The organism is Ulvibacter antarcticus (assembly GCF_003688405.1).
Classification (GTDB): domain Bacteria; phylum Bacteroidota; class Bacteroidia; order Flavobacteriales; family Flavobacteriaceae; genus Ulvibacter; species Ulvibacter antarcticus.
This window is the reverse complement of sequence record NZ_REFC01000017.1, coordinates 1-16,824: the sequence shown is the minus strand read 5'-3', so window position 1 is coordinate 16,824 and position 16,824 is coordinate 1. Positions and strand designations below refer to the sequence as shown.

Below are 16,824 nucleotides of genomic sequence, written 5' to 3'. Positions count from 1 at the left end.
ATTTATTGATTCTATTTCAAATTTATATCCTAAATTATGAAAAATTTCTTATTTTTTTTGGTTTGTATTACTGCTTTGATCTTATTATCGTGTGATAAAAAAGTTGATAAACGAAAAGAACAAAACAAGTTATATTATTCTGTGATAAGTGACATGAGAGTAACAATGGAGCAACTTGGCAACTATCAATATAATCCAAGTGGAAATGATTCAATTTGGGAAGTAACAGACCTTACATACAGTGTTAATCTAATAGAAAAAGTGTTTAGTGAGTTACTTCCACTAGAGAAAAAATGGGACTCATTGATGTTTCTTGCTAAAAAATATGATACTGTACCTTTGCCTTCAGATGGAATATTAAATTCTTCTTTAAGGATTTCGGAGCGTAAAGTTAATATTATGAAATGGAAGTTGTCTGTGTCAAAACTTGTTGATCGTGGGATATATGATAGGAACGGAAAGAAATTAAAATGATTTTTTAGGGTTGTTCCCTTTTTTAACGTGCTAAAAATAATTCTTTTATGGGAAGAAAAACACCATGAGTTTAATAACACTCCAACAGATACCATAAACTTTGAAAGTGAAGTTTTGTTAGGTTCTAAGTGCGCGCGTTATGACCTCAAAATAGTCTTTATATTCACATCGATAACTTTAGCATTTCAAGCAACAATAATTCGGGAGTCCTCCCTTTAGTCAATTTTTCAATTTTATCCTTCTTTCTACCTATTGTAAGAAATATAGATTGGCTATTCATGTTAAGTTCTTCCAAAGTGTGTACGTCTGTTTCTAAACAGCAAATATTCATGAGACGTGCAAATTGATCTGGATTTAATTTAGGAACACCATTTAATTTAATAGTCGACTTGAAGTAGTTTGTGTATTTCATAATTTGGAATAATTCCCAAAATTAGGAATTATTCCAAAAATGTTTAATGTTTAGGATAGATTTGTTTTTTAAATAGTTCGAAAATGCTGCTATGTTGGGCATTGTTAGTGTCTTGAATAATTCTTAATCGTTCCGTTTTGCTTTTAAAGATTGAACTAATTATCTAAATCAAAAGAAATCATTAATTGATTTGAAAAAACTTGATTAATCAATTATTAGAACAGTAATACTACACGCGTTCTGATAGAGGTATATCTCTTACATTCAAGTAAAAAATATATAATACTATTAATCGTATTCAATCGTATTCAATCGTTCCTCTATCGTTCCTCTATCGTTGTTCGACTGCATGTGTACTGCACAGATTATTATATTTATAATAGATTGTTTGCGCGTGTTGTGATGTCGAAAAAACCTTTATAAAAATTAAAAAGAGACAACTACGCGCGCGCATGTATGCGCGTATTGTTTTGTTTCTCTGTTAACCTTAACGGAAACATAGTGTTGCGTATGTTGAGATTGCCAAATAATCTTCGTAGTAAATTTATTTTTTTTTAAATTTAAATATTACTTTTATTATCTCCCTAATCATTCATTTAATAATTGTCATGAGGAAACCCGTAATGGTCTTATTATTGGCTAAACTAATTTTAATCTTTTAATTAACTAAAATAACTCAATCTAAATCCTTTGTCTATGGAAGTAATTTCTACAATCTTTTTTCTTTTTATGTTTTTGATTTCGATAATTTTACTGGTTTATATATTATCCGTTATACCGAGTAGGTTAAATAAAATCCTTCGTCAGAATAATCATCTAATTGCCTTACAGGAATATCAAATGGAATTGAGAAAAGAACATCCAAAACCTTTTAAAGGGTAGTTTTATCTACTTAACATTAATCGTTCTATTTCATGTACTGGTATTCTTTCGGCTTTTTGAATTTGTTTCATTATATGAACGTACTTCTTTGTCGGTTTCCCTGCATAGTATTTTTTAAAATTTTTGCTATATAACTCTTGATAAAGACGATCTGTCTCAAAATATGGACTAAGGTACTTATTCATAGCACGCCATTTTTTACTTTCAGTTTGACACCCATACATTCCAGAACGTAGATTTGAACGGTGCATAAATTGTTCATTAATTAAATGCAATTTCCGACATCGTTTTCGTGTAAACGGACAAGTAAAATACCATACTTCACCGAAGCCTAAATTCGAAGGTGTTGATTCAAAATATACATAGTAGTCATAAGGATTTCCATTGCAGGTATAAATAAGTCTCAAACTTGGTGATTCATTTTTAAAATCAACTATGATGCTTATTGTGCTTGTCACTACGCCATTTCGACTCCACGTAATTGTACCGGATTTAAAGTTTCCACTTTTTATGTATTTCCATTTAAGCAGTTTCGTAGTTGAAATGCTTAACACGTCATCAAATAGAAATGGAAATGTTGAATATTTTGGCATAGTTCTATGAAATTTTAAAACCTAAATCTTTAGGGAACATTTAAATTAAGTTTTAGATGTTTTGATAATAACTAGTAATAATGTGGCTCAAGAACCATCCATTCGTTCATGAAGTAACAGCCTTTGTCCCCATCATATACGACCCAATACCCTCCATCTTTTTTACACCTCCTTTTTCTTCCATAGACATCTAACGTGTCTTTCAAAACATTTTCTTTTTTAATAAATAATTCCGAAACTCTCATTTCTTTATTCCAGCATTTGTATGAACCATCTGAAAATTCCAAAAATATTCCACCAGAGTTAACACATTTATCCTCTTCTTTTCTAATTTTCACATCATCACCAACGGCGTTATGATCTATTTTTCCTTTGGTTGACGTATTAATACCTGTCTCAAAAGTAGTTTTTTCTTTATTAGAGTTAACTTTTGGTTTGTCTTGGGCATAACTCAATACACACATACACGTCACTAAAATTGTTAAAAGAAATTTTTTCATAATAATTAGATTTAGTTAATCCTTTTAAGGATTAAATTATTAATACCCATCGATATTGAAATCGTGAGGTTATTTTGGGGAATCTATGGGGAAAATTGAAGTGAATAGAGTATAAATGTATTTAAAATAATTGATAATCAAATGCTTAGGCTTATTTTATTGACTAACATAATTGATTCTTTCCCCACTTTAGGAGGTTTTGGATCTGGATTACAAGTTAAAAATATCATCATTGGAAATAATAGAATTGCTTTTCTCATAATTATTTAAATTAATTGTTCTTTTAATGCTTCTCTTATTTCGTTAATATCCTCTAAACTGAAATTCTTATCTGCATTATTAATCATTGAAAGATATTTCTTTACCTTTTTTCGCTGATAAGTCGCTTTTGTTTTTTCTCCTAACTTGCTTTTTATATGTTGCATTATAGAGTTGAAATCTCCATTATAAAATTCATTTAGATAATAGATTTGAGCAAAGTTTTTTTCTTCAGTATTTGTCATTTTATAGGTATTAAAAAACGGTTTAAAATTAGTTTGTTTATGTATAACCTTATCGAGTAAAGAATGGTTTAAATTCTTTAAATTTAGAACATCAATAAGATTGGCACTTTTAAAATATTTTCGAATAGTTGCTCCTTTTGGTAGTTTGCTTTCAGCCCTTAATACACCATCGAAATCCTTTGCAAGTTGTGGATATGTATTATAGAAACTCTTATTAGATTCTATCTCAAATTCTTTAGCATAACAAGTAAATCGTATCGGGGTTGAAAATATTTTTTCGTTGAATGCTATTCCAGTGTTATATTTTGTTTTGTAGAAGTATGGAGCAATCAATTGGTTAAGAGTATTAATGTATTCAATAGGTTCTTTTAACAGTTTTAAATCGTTTTTGACGTGAATCAGTTTGAGTTCACAGTCACTTATAAAATCCTTATTTAATACAAGTCCTGTTTTGTTGATTTCATTAATGAATTGGTCAAGTGTATTACTAGAAATACCCTGATTATAATTTTGTCCAAGTATCTTACTCGTTGCCTGTATTCTTACAGTTCCAAAGGTTTCATTTATATTAATCTTATTAACTCCAGGCAATCTATTTATAAGAGAATGATTTTGAATTATAAGTCCATTGGATTTGTGTATTTGAGATAAGTTAAAACATCTTGAATCCATACTTTGTAAAAAGTCGGTACTGGTAGTAAATTCTAACGTATCTAATGCAGTCAAGTTAAATACTTGGTATTAATTTTTAATACTTATTTGAGTATAATTATAAAAAGGCATTCAAGATGTATTTTGTATCTTTGAAATCGGGGTATGCGTTGCCACAATTACCCACATTTGAACAAATAAAGAGGGGTTTTGAACGCCCCTCTTTATATTTTGGCACTATGGTTTATTAATAACAAAACGTTGCTTAAATCTCTTGTGTAGAAATCCTTAAAGACGAAAACCTTTAAAGTTTTGGCATCGGTCGAAAATTTAAAAAGAATAAGGTGTTTTTTTCTTTGAAGGTCGCCTTTATAAATGTAATTAATACCAGTCTTGAAAAGTCCGGTTATACATTTACTCCATTTATTATCGTTCCTGATCTTTAACCAATATTCGGGCATTGACTGAGCGCAGTTTCGGTCTTTGCTAATGTTTATAAGTTCGGTTAACTGTAAAGTTCCGTTAATTACTTCTTTGAGTTCGTAATGTTTAACGCCCTTAAATTTACCCTCGTTAATTTCTTTATAAACGTGGGTTACTGGTTTCTTTTGTTGCGTTGCCATCATCTTACTTTTTAAGTTCAACAATAGCATTTTCAACATCGGTGCGCAGATAGTAAACCCTTCGCCCTATACCATAACTAATTAAAATACCTTTTACAGTCCAGTTGTGAACCGTTGACAAGTCCACATTCAACATTTTAGCAACCTCAGCACGTTCTAAATACTCTTTAGGTTCTTTGGGTTGGAAGTTCTTTTTTAAATCGTCTAATTGCGTTTTGACGCCTTCGATTATTGCCGTTTGTAGTTGTTCAGGTGTAATCGAAATAAATTGTACTTGTTTCATTTACAAAAAATGTTAAGATTAATACTTAGGCTTAACCTCCGTTGTAAAATATTTGTACCTTTGAATTTCCAGATTACAAGGGCATTGGGTTTTACTTCGGTTGGCTTGATGCCTTTTTACTTAGAAGTAAATTTAAAGAGATTGTAATGAAAACCCATTTAATTAGTTAAGTAATCTTCCACATGGAGAAACGAGTTATATTGCTGATTATCAATATAATATGTCAATTTATTCACATGAGTAACATTTTTTTATTTCCATATTGCTGATTATCAATATTTTGTTATAATTTTCTTGTAACAGATGTTAATAAGTATTTTTCTTTTCGTTATAGTAATGTTTAAGAAAGGTTTTATCTGTGAAGCCTGTATGTATTATATAGTTTAGCACTCTGATCTTATCTTTATTACTACCTTCTAAAGTTTCATTTAATAATATAACTGCTTTTAAAAAGTTTTCATACTCGCCATCCTTTACACTAATTTGAAAACTTAGTCGGCTTTTTTTATATCTGCGTTGTTCCTCTGTCTTGGATAATCTGTTTACATATTTTATAAAGGATTTTATTCCCTTTTTTCGTTTTTTATAATAGACAAGGCAAAATAATTTAATATTATGCTCTAGTATAGTTAATGGTATTCCAGTTTTATGTTGAAATTGGTACAATTTTGAAAAAGTCCATCTGTTACCGGAGGTTAGATTTTCCTTTAGAAAACAATAAACTTGTTTTAACTGTAGTGACCTCAATTTCTTAAAGTTATTCGCATCATATCTACGAAGTAACTTCAAAATTTTTTCTTCATTCATTCGAACATAATCTACGTTGCTTTGTGACATACATCTAAAACATTTATTTAATAATCCTATTCTTCTGTAATTTTAGTATAGACACATCATTTTATTTTTGATAATTCCATAAAAGTCAAACTATTGATTTACTGAATTTTTGACAACTGAAAGTTGAGGTTCTTTTTTAGCCTTTTGCGCCTGTAACGTGTAAAAATCTGCTATCTGTTGAGCATAATCTAAGCGGTCTTTGCCAATGTAGTTAAGAAACATTTTTTCTGTACTATGAGCAGTTATTTGCATTATTAAAGGGGTTGGAAGTACTCCGTAGGTATTTGTGGCAAATGAACGCCTACATACGTGTGAAGTAATTAATTTGTGCTTCGGATATTTACCGTAATTTTTCCGTTTTTGCTTGTTGCCATTTCCATTTTCGGTTACTTCGATTATACCGCCCTTTGTCAATTCGTTAATTTCGGAAAGTTCGCAAACCAATTTAATATATTCATTAAGTTTCTGAATCGATATTTTATAAGGGAGTCCAGTTTTTAGAATTTCTTTAGTAGTGTCTAGGACAGGAATAGTAATATTTTTACCTGTTTTTTGTTGGGTTAACTCAATAACTTCATAACCGTTGCGCGTTACAAAGTTATTTTCATTAATGTTTAAAAGGTCGCCCCCTCTTTGTCCTATGTTACAGCCCAATAACAGCCATTTGCGCGCATTTAGTAGTGCATCACCTTTAACCTTATCTGAAACTGCAATTCTATCAAGTTCCGAAGGGGTTAGGTAAATAACGGCTTCATTCTTGGAATTGGCACTTGGAATTTTCTTTAATTTCGGGTGTGTTTTTATTCCTTCGTCCCCTGCATTACTGCAAACGGTTTTAAGATCGGCAATTTTCTTAACTGCGTAGGTTTTAGAATATTTTTTTTCGTGAAGTAAATATTTTAAAAAGTCGTTGGCAAACTTAACATTAACCTCTTTTACTTTGTGACTATTTCCTTTTTGATATTCTTGAAATATTCTTAGTAATCCCTTGTAAGAGTTTATTCTGCTTTTAGATAATCCGATACCGCCCAGTGAGTTTTTGCGTACCTCAGCCATATTTAAGATGCTTTGTATTGCATCGGTTACAAGTTCGCTTTGTTTGTTTTCGTTGATACGTTCAAAATGAATATCTATTTGTTCATTTAACCATTCCCCATTAATGCTTTTGCCGTTTGAGAGTGCATCATTCAGTTTGTCGTAAATTTTTGCACTTAGTTTTTTGAGTTTTGGAGTTAGGTTCTTTGTAGATGGATTGTTTTGTTTTGGCAGTCCAGTTACCGTACTCCATTCCTTCGGGTTGATGCTTAACCCTGTTTTTCTCTTAATACTCTTATTGCGCCCTAAGGAAAGTCTTAAATAAATAGGTGCGTTGTTGGACTTGCTTTGAAGTTGAAATTTGATTGTTGCCATAGTTTGAACATTTGAACACTCAAATTTATGCAATTATATTAGTTTAGTCAACATCTAGTCAGCAAATTTTAGGCATTATTAAATCTTATTAAATCTTAATCTTTCTCGAAATATATATTAATAGTCAACAATTAGGGGTGTTCAAGTAGTGTATCGTAGCATATTGGAAGATAACGAAAGCATCTAATTGATGGGTTTCAAGTCCCGCCATCAGTACTAAAAGCCCTTTCTTAATTGATGGGGCTTTTTTTATGCAATATTTTTAATGAGATTGGAAAACAAGGGACTTGTGTTTACCCCCGATTTTTCATTGGGGCCAAGCCATCAGTACTAAAAGCCCTTTCTTAATTGAGAGGGCTTTTTTTATACAATATTTTTAATGAGATTGGAAAACAAGGGACTTGTGTTTACTCCCGATATTTCTTCGGGACCAAGCCATCAGTACTAAAAGCCCTTTCTTAATTGAGAGGGCTTTTTTATACTGAAAAGTTTGGATTGAATTAAAGTGCTTATGAGTGGATCAATTATAAATCGTCACTCAAAATCTTCTTGATTTCTTTGTCAACTTCACTCATTAGATCTGAGGAGTCGGGATTGTTCTTGCTAATTCTGTAAGAGATGTATATTAAAAACGCAAGAATAGGAAGGATTATTGGCAAAGAATACCAAAAATCAAAATTGTCAATATAGTCTAATTCGTAGCTCAAAACCCCTATTAATTGAAACAGAAACATAGTAAGGGGTATTAGTATCGCATATTTCCACCAGTTTCGGGAAGTTAAAAACCATATTCCGGTTAATAGAAGGAATGTAACTTTGGTGAATAGCGCATGCATATACATTTGCACATTGTTAAATTTTCTGGCAGAAATAGTACCGAAAATCGTATCCCATTCTTTAGAATCGACAGGAGCATAGGTATATAAGTAAAATAAAAAGGGTGTTGTTATCAATAAAATTGAAATCAACACCCCTATTCTTAGATTTTTTTTTCTATCCGTTTGGTGGGACTTCGTATTTGTCTTTGTCGATTTGTTGGTCATTATCTGATAATGATTCTGGGGTACAACTTGCTGCGAAAACTAGTAGTGCGAAAATAAACATTAATTTCTTCATGGGTGTATATTTTTAGATTTATTACTCTACAAACCTACATCCATCTTAGGTAATTTCCTACATTGACAAGCCACTATGTTTTATGTACATTTACCGGTTTTATTTTATTCATTTTGCTAATAACCTGTCATTTATAAGCTTAATTAGCCAATTTGAGAAGGGAAAATATAAGGCAAAAAACAGGGACATGGCTAATGCGAATGTATAGGGTCCAAAGTACTGGATTAATATGTTATTCGGGTATACATATGAAGTCTCAAGTGCATACCCGGCAAATTCAAGCACACCCATCGCCACTAATCCATAGGCGTATTGATTAAAAACTGAATAATCTCGAATGAGAATCGCAACAGGAACCATATATAGTATATAGCAAGTAAATACCTGCCACCAATTGTTGAATTTTGCTATTTCGAATTCTTGCCCTATAGTATTCATTATAAATCCCGTAGCTGAAAAAAATACGACATAAACTAGGATTTCTATAACAGTAAGATCTTTGAATTTTGACATAATTAATGAAGTTGATATCATTTAGTTCGGAAATAGTTTTAAGTCACTAATGTAATATATATTTTGTTTTTATAAGCAGTCATTACTAAAGGAATGAATCAAAAGTATACTCTAATTACTTCCGAAGATGACAGCCCTCTAATTATAATATTGGACAAAGATCATTTATAATATTACAAAGTAAAATTACAAAGTTGACACAATTTTTTCTCTTCTTAAAAAATGAAAATATGTGTCGTTTGTCGATTATTGCCTACTTTTATCGAAGAAAATAAAGAATACTTTATAAAAATAAAGAAGTATATGTAGGAAAAATCAAACGCCAAATAAATAAATACACCTTTTATCGGTAAAAATTCACCTTTAATCGAAAGAATTTACATTTTGGCGACGAAAAATGCAATTAGTCGGATAAATCTTAGGACGTAGGCTTATTTATATATTAGTTTTGTAGTCTAAATCCCCGCAGTCTACTTATAAAACATGTGTTCTGCATGGGATTTTTACATAGAGATATTAATAAATAGCATACATATGAAAGTCTTTACCCCAAGCCTTTACAAGCCTACATTTACCAATTTTTTGATTTTTATTGTTCTCAGTCTTTTGTTTTCATCAGGAGCAGAGAGTCAGAATATTCCAGCTTCTAATGATACTCCTACCGATCCAGAGGCCAATTGTTTTGATTGTACTCCGGTTAACTGGAATGAACCAGGAGCTGGGACACCAGATATGTCAGATAGATTAAATGCCGCGGCAGCAGGTGCATGGGATGGAGGAGCTGCGTGGACCAACGCACCATTACCATTACCTCCCAATGGACATAATTATTGGATTACCTTAAGAGATATCGGTACTGCTGGAACCGAAGAAAATGTATTTGCAGGCATGACAAACTTAGTGCCTGGAAACCGATACAGGTTAACAATATATCACATGTCGGCTCTTTCTTTATATTCACGACTTTATATAGACAGTTTTGAATACCAAATTGGAACTCAAGGAAAAATCTCTATTACTCCTAACCCCGCGCAACGAGAGCAATGGGAAACTGAGGTTATTGAATTTACAGCAACAGCTGCCACAGAACAATTGGCTTTTTATCCAGGAACAAATGGAGGAGGAAGTCAAACAACTACAGAAGCAATTAACATTTCGGTTCCCTTAGACTCGATTGAAGATATCACAGATTCAGATGGTGACGGTATTCCAGATTTGTCCGATGTATGTTCAGGATTTGACGATACTGCAGATAATGATAATGATACTGTCCCAGATGGCTGCGACGATGACGATGATAACGATGGTATTTTAGATGCTGACGAAGGTTGTGTTGACTATGTTATTCCTGAAGACTTTTTTGTGCCTTTATATCATGCCAATATAATTAATTCGATAAATAATAATATTTATGTTACAGGGCAAGATTCAAATCCAACAGATGGAACGTCAAACTATGACACATTCCAATTAGTAACACCTGGTGTTGGAGATTGGAGTGCGGTTTCAGGAACAACAGTAAAAATGGTTGGAGCTGATGATGCAGACCCTCAATTTGTATTGTTAACTACAACAGGTTTGTACGTTTGGGGTAATGAAGATGTGATTATTGACAATTCAGTAACCAATGGGACAGATATTGAATCATTACCGTTACCAACGGGAGTTTCAGCTGCTCAGATAAGCTATATTACTTCTGGTTCGGGAGTTTTGGCCTTTATAACTACTTCAGGAACTGTTTATACTAGAGGTTCTTTAAGTCGTGGTGCTTCAAGCATTAGAGGTGGTTCTGCCGCATCTAATGGTTGGTATTTAGTGGAAACAAGTTCAGGAACATTAACTGGTGTCGTAGATTTAGATATTTCAAATACAGGAGCATTTGCAGTAACAAGTAGTGGTGATTGGTACACTTGGGGCCCGAGAACTTTTTTAGGAAATACTTCGGGCGAACAAAGTTATTCTGTTGCAACTTTAATGACCAAACCTGTAGAATTTTCAAGTACGAGTAGTTTAGTTCAAATTGAAATAACGGCTGATGACGATAAAGGAACGACTCTTTTTGCATTACATTCAAATGGTAATATGTTTGCTTTAGGTGAAAATGATGAGGGACAATTAGGACAAGGGAATGAAACAGATAGTACTATTTGGGTAAAAGTTAAGAATGCAGCAGGTACCGGAGATTTAGAAAATGTTGTATTTATTGCTGGACAGTCCTATAGTGCACTTTATCCAATAGTTGGTGCAATAACTAAGGTTGGTAATCAAAGTTTATTGTATTTGTGGGGTGAAAATCGAGTTACCACCGGGCCAGCTGGGAATATGATTTCAGATATTTTAAGTGATCCACAAACTTTACCAGGTATTCCTGCATACGATACTGCGGCTACAGGAAATGGTATATATGCAGATGTTAATAGCCCATCTGGAATTGGACCTGAAGATAGAAATCCGATTAGAGTAGGAGTTGGAGGACATCTAACTATTTATTATGACACATACCAAAAAAATTATTGTTTTGTAGGTCATGATGCTGATGGAGCATTTGGAAACGGGGGTATAGTTGTAGACGGAACAGAGTTTTCAACTGGAAACCCATCTTATCGGGATACATTATTTCCTCCTTGTACAGATACAGACGGTGATGGTATACCAGATTCTTTAGATTTAGATAGTGATAACGATGGTTGTTCAGATGCGATAGAAGCTGGAACAACAACAAACCAAACAACAAATTATCAATTCCCATCAAATGATGTAAATGGTAGTGGAGTACCAAACACCGCTTTACCTTCAAACTCAACAGGAGATTTTCAAAATGCAGCCGTTAATTCTTGCGTTTGTCCTTTTGCTTCTGGCATTGACACCGATAACGATACGATAGACAATACTTGTGACCAAGACGACGACAATGATGGTATTTTAGATATTAATGAAGCAAATTGTACGGATCCTTCTGTGTTTTTATTACGTTACCAAAATGGAAGTAATTTAGTATCATACGATCCTGTTACAGGTGTTGAGTCAACAATTGTTGCTATTCCTGCAGGTCAAAGTTATAATGGAATCGCACATAATTACGATAAAGGAGGTTTAATTTATGGACACAGTACGACCAATTTTGAAGAACTAATAGTATATGACCCTGCAACAGGCTTGTTTACAAGTTTAGGAACTGTCACTGGCGCTAATTTTGAGTCAGGCGCAGGAGCCTATTATAACGGTGTCCTATATATGGGAGATTTTGGAAATGCTGGCTCTGCTACTGGAGCTTCTATATATGCTATCACTCTTAGTGCAGATGGTAAAACATTGGTTTCTTCTTCACTTTTTAGTGAACGACCTTTTGGTTCTACTGTAAATGCTGATTGGGGAGATATTGCTATAGGTTTCGGATGCAATGGGAATCCAACATTATTTGGGGCAGCTGCTCCAGGTCTTGTATCCATAGATTTAACTACGGCAACAGCTACTGGAAACATAGGTACGTTTATAACTACCTCCTACCCAGGTCAAATAGCATATAGCGATGGCGTATTGTATGGCAATGCTAATAGTACAACAATATCTTCAATAGATGTCTGCACAGGTGTTGCAACTACAACAGGATTCACAACAAATGGCACTGCTCCAGATTTAGCTGATGGTGCCATAGCTTGTTATTTGATTACAGATACAGATAATGATGGAACACCAGATTATTTAGATACAGATAGTGATGGTGATGGTTGTTTCGACGCGATAGAAGGTGCGGGTTCATTTACTTCGGCTAATGTTGATGGAGATGGGATGCTTACTGGAAGCGTAGATGCTAATGGTATTCCTACGGTTGCTTCTGCGGCTGGTCAAGCCATTGGCGATAGCCAGAATGCTGGTGTGCAAGATCCCGATTGTATAAACCCATGTGACCCGATTGCTTCAGGTAATACGGATACAGATGGCGACGGTGTGTCTGATGTTTGTGATGATGATGATGACAATGATGGAATCTTAGATTCTGTAGAATGCCTTCAGCAAGGTGCAACAGGTAGTGGAATTACGGGAAGCATAACTCCAACAGCTTGGGATATTGACTCACCAACTGGGAGTTCAGGACAAGTGCTGTTTAATTCATTCACCTTTAATGGAGAAGTTATTTCAGATTACCAAGTACCAGTGGCATACAACGAAAACTTTGTGCCAACATCTGGACCTATAAGTAGTGGAGAAATAAATAGAAGAACATATGGAACTGAAGATTTAGACTACACAACTGCCACCAATTGGAATACTGAAATCTTACCTACTTTCCAAAGCAATGATATGAACCTTTATCAAGACTTGCAATTAGACTTGGTTAATGATGTTGCTTATTACGAATTAAAGTTTGACCCACCAATTGTATCAAAAAATTTGGTGTACGCCTTAGTATTTGAAAAATCTGGAAATAATGAAGTGAGTATTGAAGCTTTAGATCATCTTAAAGCATCACTCGGTAGTCCAGTAAATGTTGATATTTCTGATTATATAGATACAGGATCTGATATCGTAGCAAATGGTGTTGAAAATTTAGAAATAGCCGTATATCCAGTAGACAACTTAGCTCCAGTTGGAGAGGAAATTCATTGGATTCGCGTATATGATAGATACAATGGTAATGATGCGGCAGATGGGAAAGTATTCGTAATGGCAGCACCAAATGTTCCTATTAACTGTATAGATACGGATGATGATGGTACACCAGATTATTTAGATGCAGATAGTGATGGCGATGGTTGTAACGATGCTGATGAGGCTTATAATAATAGTGATACCGATCTTGATAATAATGGTTACTTCGGAAGTGGAACTCCAACAGTAAATGCTGCCAATGGTAGAGTAAGCGGTGCTTCTTACGCAACGCCAACTACAACCGGTGGAGGTCTGAATACTTTTCAGGAAGGAATGACTGTTAGTGTCACTACACCACCAGCAAATCAGACGGTTTGTGAAACTGGAAATGCAACATTTCAAGCTGAAGCATCCGCTACAGCAATTGCAACAAACAATCCTGTTGCTACGGCAAGTACCGATGTAATCTATCAATGGTATGTAAGTACAGATACTGGTACAACATTCAACGCGATCTCAGGTCAAAACGGAACAGTAGCAAGTGGAACACTTGTTTCCTTAGTGTTGACTGGAGTGAATTCTGGAATGAACAATAATATTTATAAAGTAATTTTCACCAATGAAGCCAATATTTGTGGCGACGAGGCTGAAGCTACTTTAACAGTAAGCTCACCAGATGATGCAAGCTTTAATTATGATGCAGCTTCTTATTGTGTGGATGCATCCGATCCAACTCCAATAATCACCGGAGTAGCTGGTGGAACGTTCACAAGTGCTCCTGCTGGTTTATCAATTACTGCAGCCACAGGAGTTATAGATGTAAGTGCATCGACTCCGGGAACATATAGTGTAACATATACTACAACAGGAACTTGTCCTGGAAATTCTAGTGAATCAGTTACAATCAACGCATTAGATGATGCAAGTTTTAGTTATTCAGCTTCGGAATATTGTATTGATGGCTCAGACCCAACCCCTACAATCACAGGATTAGCCGGTGGAACATTTACTAGCTCTCCAGCTGGATTGGTATTGAATGCCGCAAACGGAACGATTGATGTGAGCGCTTCAACTATCGGAAGCTATAGTGTTACCTATACTACTGCGGGATCTTGTGCAAATAATACAATTGTATCTGTAGATATAAATGGTTTAGACGATGCATCGTTTACTTATGATGCCGCTTCGTATTGTGTAGATGCTTCAGATCCAACTCCGACTATTACTGGATTGGCTGGTGGAACATTTACAAGTACCGCTGGTTTATCAATTACTGCGGGAACAGGTGCTATTGATGTTAGTGCATCAACCCCTGGAACTTATTCAGTAACCTATACAACTGCCGGATCATGTCCGAACAGTTCAAATGTTTCAGTAACGATTAATGCATTAGACGATGCATCTTTTAGTTATGATGCCGCTTCTTATTGTACAGATGCTTCAGATCCAACTCCTACAATCACAGGATTGGCTGGTGGAACATTTACAAGTACTGCTGGTTTATCTATTACGGCGGGAACAGGTGCTATTGATGTTAGTGCATCAACCCCTGGAACATACTCTGTAACCTACACAACTGCCGGATCATGTCCGAATAGTTCAAATGTTTCAGTAACGATTAACGCATTAGATGATGCAAGTTTCAGTTATGATGCTGCTTCTTATTGTACAGATGCTTCAGATCCAACGCCTACCATTACAGGATTAGCTGGTGGAACTTTTTCAAGTACTGCCGGTTTAACAATAAATGCTGGAACTGGTGCAATTGATGTAAGTGCATCAACTGCTGGAACTTATTCAGTAACATACACGACCTCCGGATCTTGTGCAAACAGTTCAAATGTTTCAGTAACGATTAACGCATTAGATGATGCAAGTTTCAGTTATGATGCAGCTTCTTATTGTACAGATGCTTCAGATCCAACGCCTACCATTACAGGATTGGCTGGTGGAACTTTTTCAAGTACCGCTGGTTTATCAATTACGGCGGGAACAGGTGCTATTGATGTTAGTGCATCAACCCCTGGAACATACTCTGTAACCTACACAACTGCCGGATCATGTCCAGACAGTTCAAGTGTTTCAGTAACGATTAACGCATTAGATGATGCATCGTTTACTTATGATGCCGCTTCGTATTGTACAGATGCTCCAGACCCAACTCCTACCATTACAGGATTGGCTGGTGGAACATTTACTAGTACCGCTGGTTTATCAATCAACGCCGGAACAGGTGCTATTGATGTTAGTGCATCAACCCCTGGAACATACTCTGTAACTTATACAACTGCCGGATCTTGTCCGAATAGTTCAAATGTCTCAGTAACGATTAATGCAAGAGATGATGCATCGTTTAGTTATGATGCCGCTTCTTATTGTACAGATGCTTCAGATCCAACTCCTACTATTACAGGATTGGCTGGTGGAACATTTACTAGTACCGCTGGTTTATCAATCAACGCCGGAACAGGTGCTATTGATGTTAGTGCATCCACACCTGGTACTTATTCAGTAACCTATACGACTGCCGGATCATGTCCGGACAGTTCAAGTGTTTCAGTAACGATTAACGCATTAGATGATGCATCGTTTACTTATGATGCCGCTTCGTATTGTACAGATGCTTCAGATCCAACACCTACTATTACAGGATTGGCTGGTGGAACTTTTACAAGTACCGCTGGTTTATCAATCAACGCCGGAACTGGTGTGATTGATGTAAGTGCATCAACTCCTGGAACTTATTCAGTAACATACACAACTGCCGGATCATGTCCTAACAGTTCAAGTGTTTCAGTAACGATTAACGCTTTAGATGATGCATCGTTTACTTATGATGCAGCTTCTTATTGTACAGATGCTTCAGATCCAACGCCTACTATTACAGGATTGGCTGGTGGAACATTTACAAGTACCGCTGGTTTATCAATTACGGCGGGAACTGGTGCAATTGATGTTAGTGCATCAACCCCTGGTACTTATTCAGTAACATACACGACCGCCGGATCATGTCCGAACAGTTCAAGTGTTTCAGTAACGATTAACGCATTAGATGATGCAAGTTTCAGTTATGATGCTGCTTCTTATTGTGTTGATGCAACAGATCCAACGCCTACCATTACAGGATTGGCTGGTGGAACATTTACTAGTACCGCTGGTTTATCAATCAACGCCGGAACTGGTGCTATTGATGTAAGTGCTTCAACCCCTGGAACTTATTCAGTAACATACACAACTGCCGGATCTTGTCCTAACAGTTCAAATGTTTCAGTAACGATTAACGCTTTAGACGATGCAAGTTTCAGTTATGATGCAGCTTCTTATTGTACAGATGCTTCAGATCCAACGCCTACCATTACAGGATTGGCTGGTGGAACTTTTTCAAGTACCGCTGGTTTATCAATCAACGCCGGAACTGGTGCTATTGATGTTAGTGC

12 protein-coding genes and 1 pseudogene are annotated in these 16,824 nt (G+C 35.0%); 2 read left to right on the top strand and 11 right to left on the bottom strand.

The features are described from left to right. Nucleotides 1–36 precede the first annotated feature (36 nt). Nucleotides 37–474 (top strand): hypothetical protein, encoded by a 438-nt coding sequence (locus tag BXY75_RS16430; protein WP_121908871.1) that lies wholly within the window; start codon nucleotides 37–39, stop codon nucleotides 472–474. Between the two features lie 163 nt (nucleotides 475–637). On the opposite strand, the gene BXY75_RS16425 is transcribed toward BXY75_RS16430, so the two are convergent. From BXY75_RS16425 to BXY75_RS16375, 11 genes are all read right to left on the bottom strand, one after another. Further along, a complete protein-coding gene (locus tag BXY75_RS16425; RefSeq protein ID WP_121908870.1) occupies nucleotides 638–886 on the bottom strand; it encodes a hypothetical protein in 249 nt (82 codons plus the stop codon). A gap of 884 nt (nucleotides 887–1,770) precedes the next feature. Next, nucleotides 1,771–2,361: a hypothetical protein gene (locus BXY75_RS16415; protein ID WP_121908868.1), complete on the bottom strand. Its 591-nt coding sequence runs from the start codon at nucleotides 2,359–2,361 to the stop codon at nucleotides 1,771–1,773. Nucleotides 2,362–2,432: 71 nt separating this feature from the next. Beyond that, nucleotides 2,433–2,861, bottom strand: a complete 429-nt coding sequence (locus BXY75_RS16410) for a hypothetical protein (protein WP_147437306.1) — start codon at nucleotides 2,859–2,861, stop codon at nucleotides 2,433–2,435. A gap of 266 nt (nucleotides 2,862–3,127) precedes the next feature. Further along, nucleotides 3,128–4,090 carry a hypothetical protein gene (locus BXY75_RS16405; RefSeq protein ID WP_147437305.1) on the bottom strand — a complete coding sequence of 321 codons (963 nt, stop codon included), beginning with the start codon at nucleotides 4,088–4,090 and terminating at the stop codon, nucleotides 3,128–3,130. A gap of 149 nt (nucleotides 4,091–4,239) precedes the next feature. Then, nucleotides 4,240–4,659 (bottom strand): hypothetical protein, encoded by a 420-nt coding sequence (locus BXY75_RS16400; RefSeq protein WP_147437304.1) that lies wholly within the window; start codon nucleotides 4,657–4,659, stop codon nucleotides 4,240–4,242. Then, nucleotides 4,643–4,921 carry a helix-turn-helix domain-containing protein gene (locus BXY75_RS16395; RefSeq protein ID WP_121908864.1) on the bottom strand — a complete coding sequence of 93 codons (279 nt, stop codon included), beginning with the start codon at nucleotides 4,919–4,921 and terminating at the stop codon, nucleotides 4,643–4,645. Before BXY75_RS16395 ends, BXY75_RS16400 begins: the two co-directional genes overlap by 17 nt. A gap of 306 nt (nucleotides 4,922–5,227) precedes the next feature. Beyond that, entirely contained in the window at nucleotides 5,228–5,758 is a 531-nt protein-coding gene (locus BXY75_RS16390) for a hypothetical protein (protein WP_121908863.1), read from the bottom strand. A gap of 90 nt (nucleotides 5,759–5,848) precedes the next feature. Next, nucleotides 5,849–7,168 (bottom strand): phage integrase SAM-like domain-containing protein, encoded by a 1,320-nt coding sequence (locus BXY75_RS16385; RefSeq protein WP_121908862.1) that lies wholly within the window; start codon nucleotides 7,166–7,168, stop codon nucleotides 5,849–5,851. A gap of 524 nt (nucleotides 7,169–7,692) precedes the next feature. Beyond that, nucleotides 7,693–8,136 (bottom strand): hypothetical protein, encoded by a 444-nt coding sequence (locus tag BXY75_RS16380; RefSeq protein WP_147437302.1) that lies wholly within the window; start codon nucleotides 8,134–8,136, stop codon nucleotides 7,693–7,695. A gap of 25 nt (nucleotides 8,137–8,161) precedes the next feature. Continuing rightward, the gene (locus BXY75_RS17335; RefSeq protein WP_262697298.1) at nucleotides 8,162–8,284 is read right to left on the bottom strand and encodes a hypothetical protein; all 123 of its coding nucleotides are present in this window, start codon (nucleotides 8,282–8,284) and stop codon (nucleotides 8,162–8,164) included. Between the two features lie 108 nt (nucleotides 8,285–8,392). Further along, on the bottom strand, nucleotides 8,393–8,797 hold the full coding sequence (locus tag BXY75_RS16375; RefSeq protein WP_245963002.1) for a hypothetical protein: 405 nt from the start codon (nucleotides 8,795–8,797) through the stop codon (nucleotides 8,393–8,395). A 534-nt stretch (nucleotides 8,798–9,331) separates the two neighbouring features. Here BXY75_RS16375 and BXY75_RS16370 point away from each other — a divergent pair. Further along, nucleotides 9,332–16,824 (top strand): annotated as a pseudogene (locus BXY75_RS16370) (hypothetical protein); the annotation flags it as partial.

Coding starts and splice junctions, on each gene's coding strand:
- BXY75_RS16430 (WP_121908871.1), top strand. CDS start 37: ATGAAAAATTTCTTATTTTTTTTGGTTTGTATTACTGCTTTGATCTTA.
- BXY75_RS16425 (WP_121908870.1), bottom strand. CDS start 886: ATGAAATACACAAACTACTTCAAGTCGACTATTAAATTAAATGGTGTT.
- BXY75_RS16415 (WP_121908868.1), bottom strand. CDS start 2,361: ATGCCAAAATATTCAACATTTCCATTTCTATTTGATGACGTGTTAAGC.
- BXY75_RS16410 (WP_147437306.1), bottom strand. CDS start 2,861: ATGAAAAAATTTCTTTTAACAATTTTAGTGACGTGTATGTGTGTATTG.
- BXY75_RS16395 (WP_121908864.1), bottom strand. CDS start 4,921: ATGAAACAAGTACAATTTATTTCGATTACACCTGAACAACTACAAACG.
- BXY75_RS16390 (WP_121908863.1), bottom strand. CDS start 5,758: ATGTCACAAAGCAACGTAGATTATGTTCGAATGAATGAAGAAAAAATT.
- BXY75_RS16385 (WP_121908862.1), bottom strand. CDS start 7,168: ATGGCAACAATCAAATTTCAACTTCAAAGCAAGTCCAACAACGCACCT.
- BXY75_RS17335 (WP_262697298.1), bottom strand. CDS start 8,284: ATGAAGAAATTAATGTTTATTTTCGCACTACTAGTTTTCGCAGCAAGT.
- BXY75_RS16375 (WP_245963002.1), bottom strand. CDS start 8,797: ATGTCAAAATTCAAAGATCTTACTGTTATAGAAATCCTAGTTTATGTC.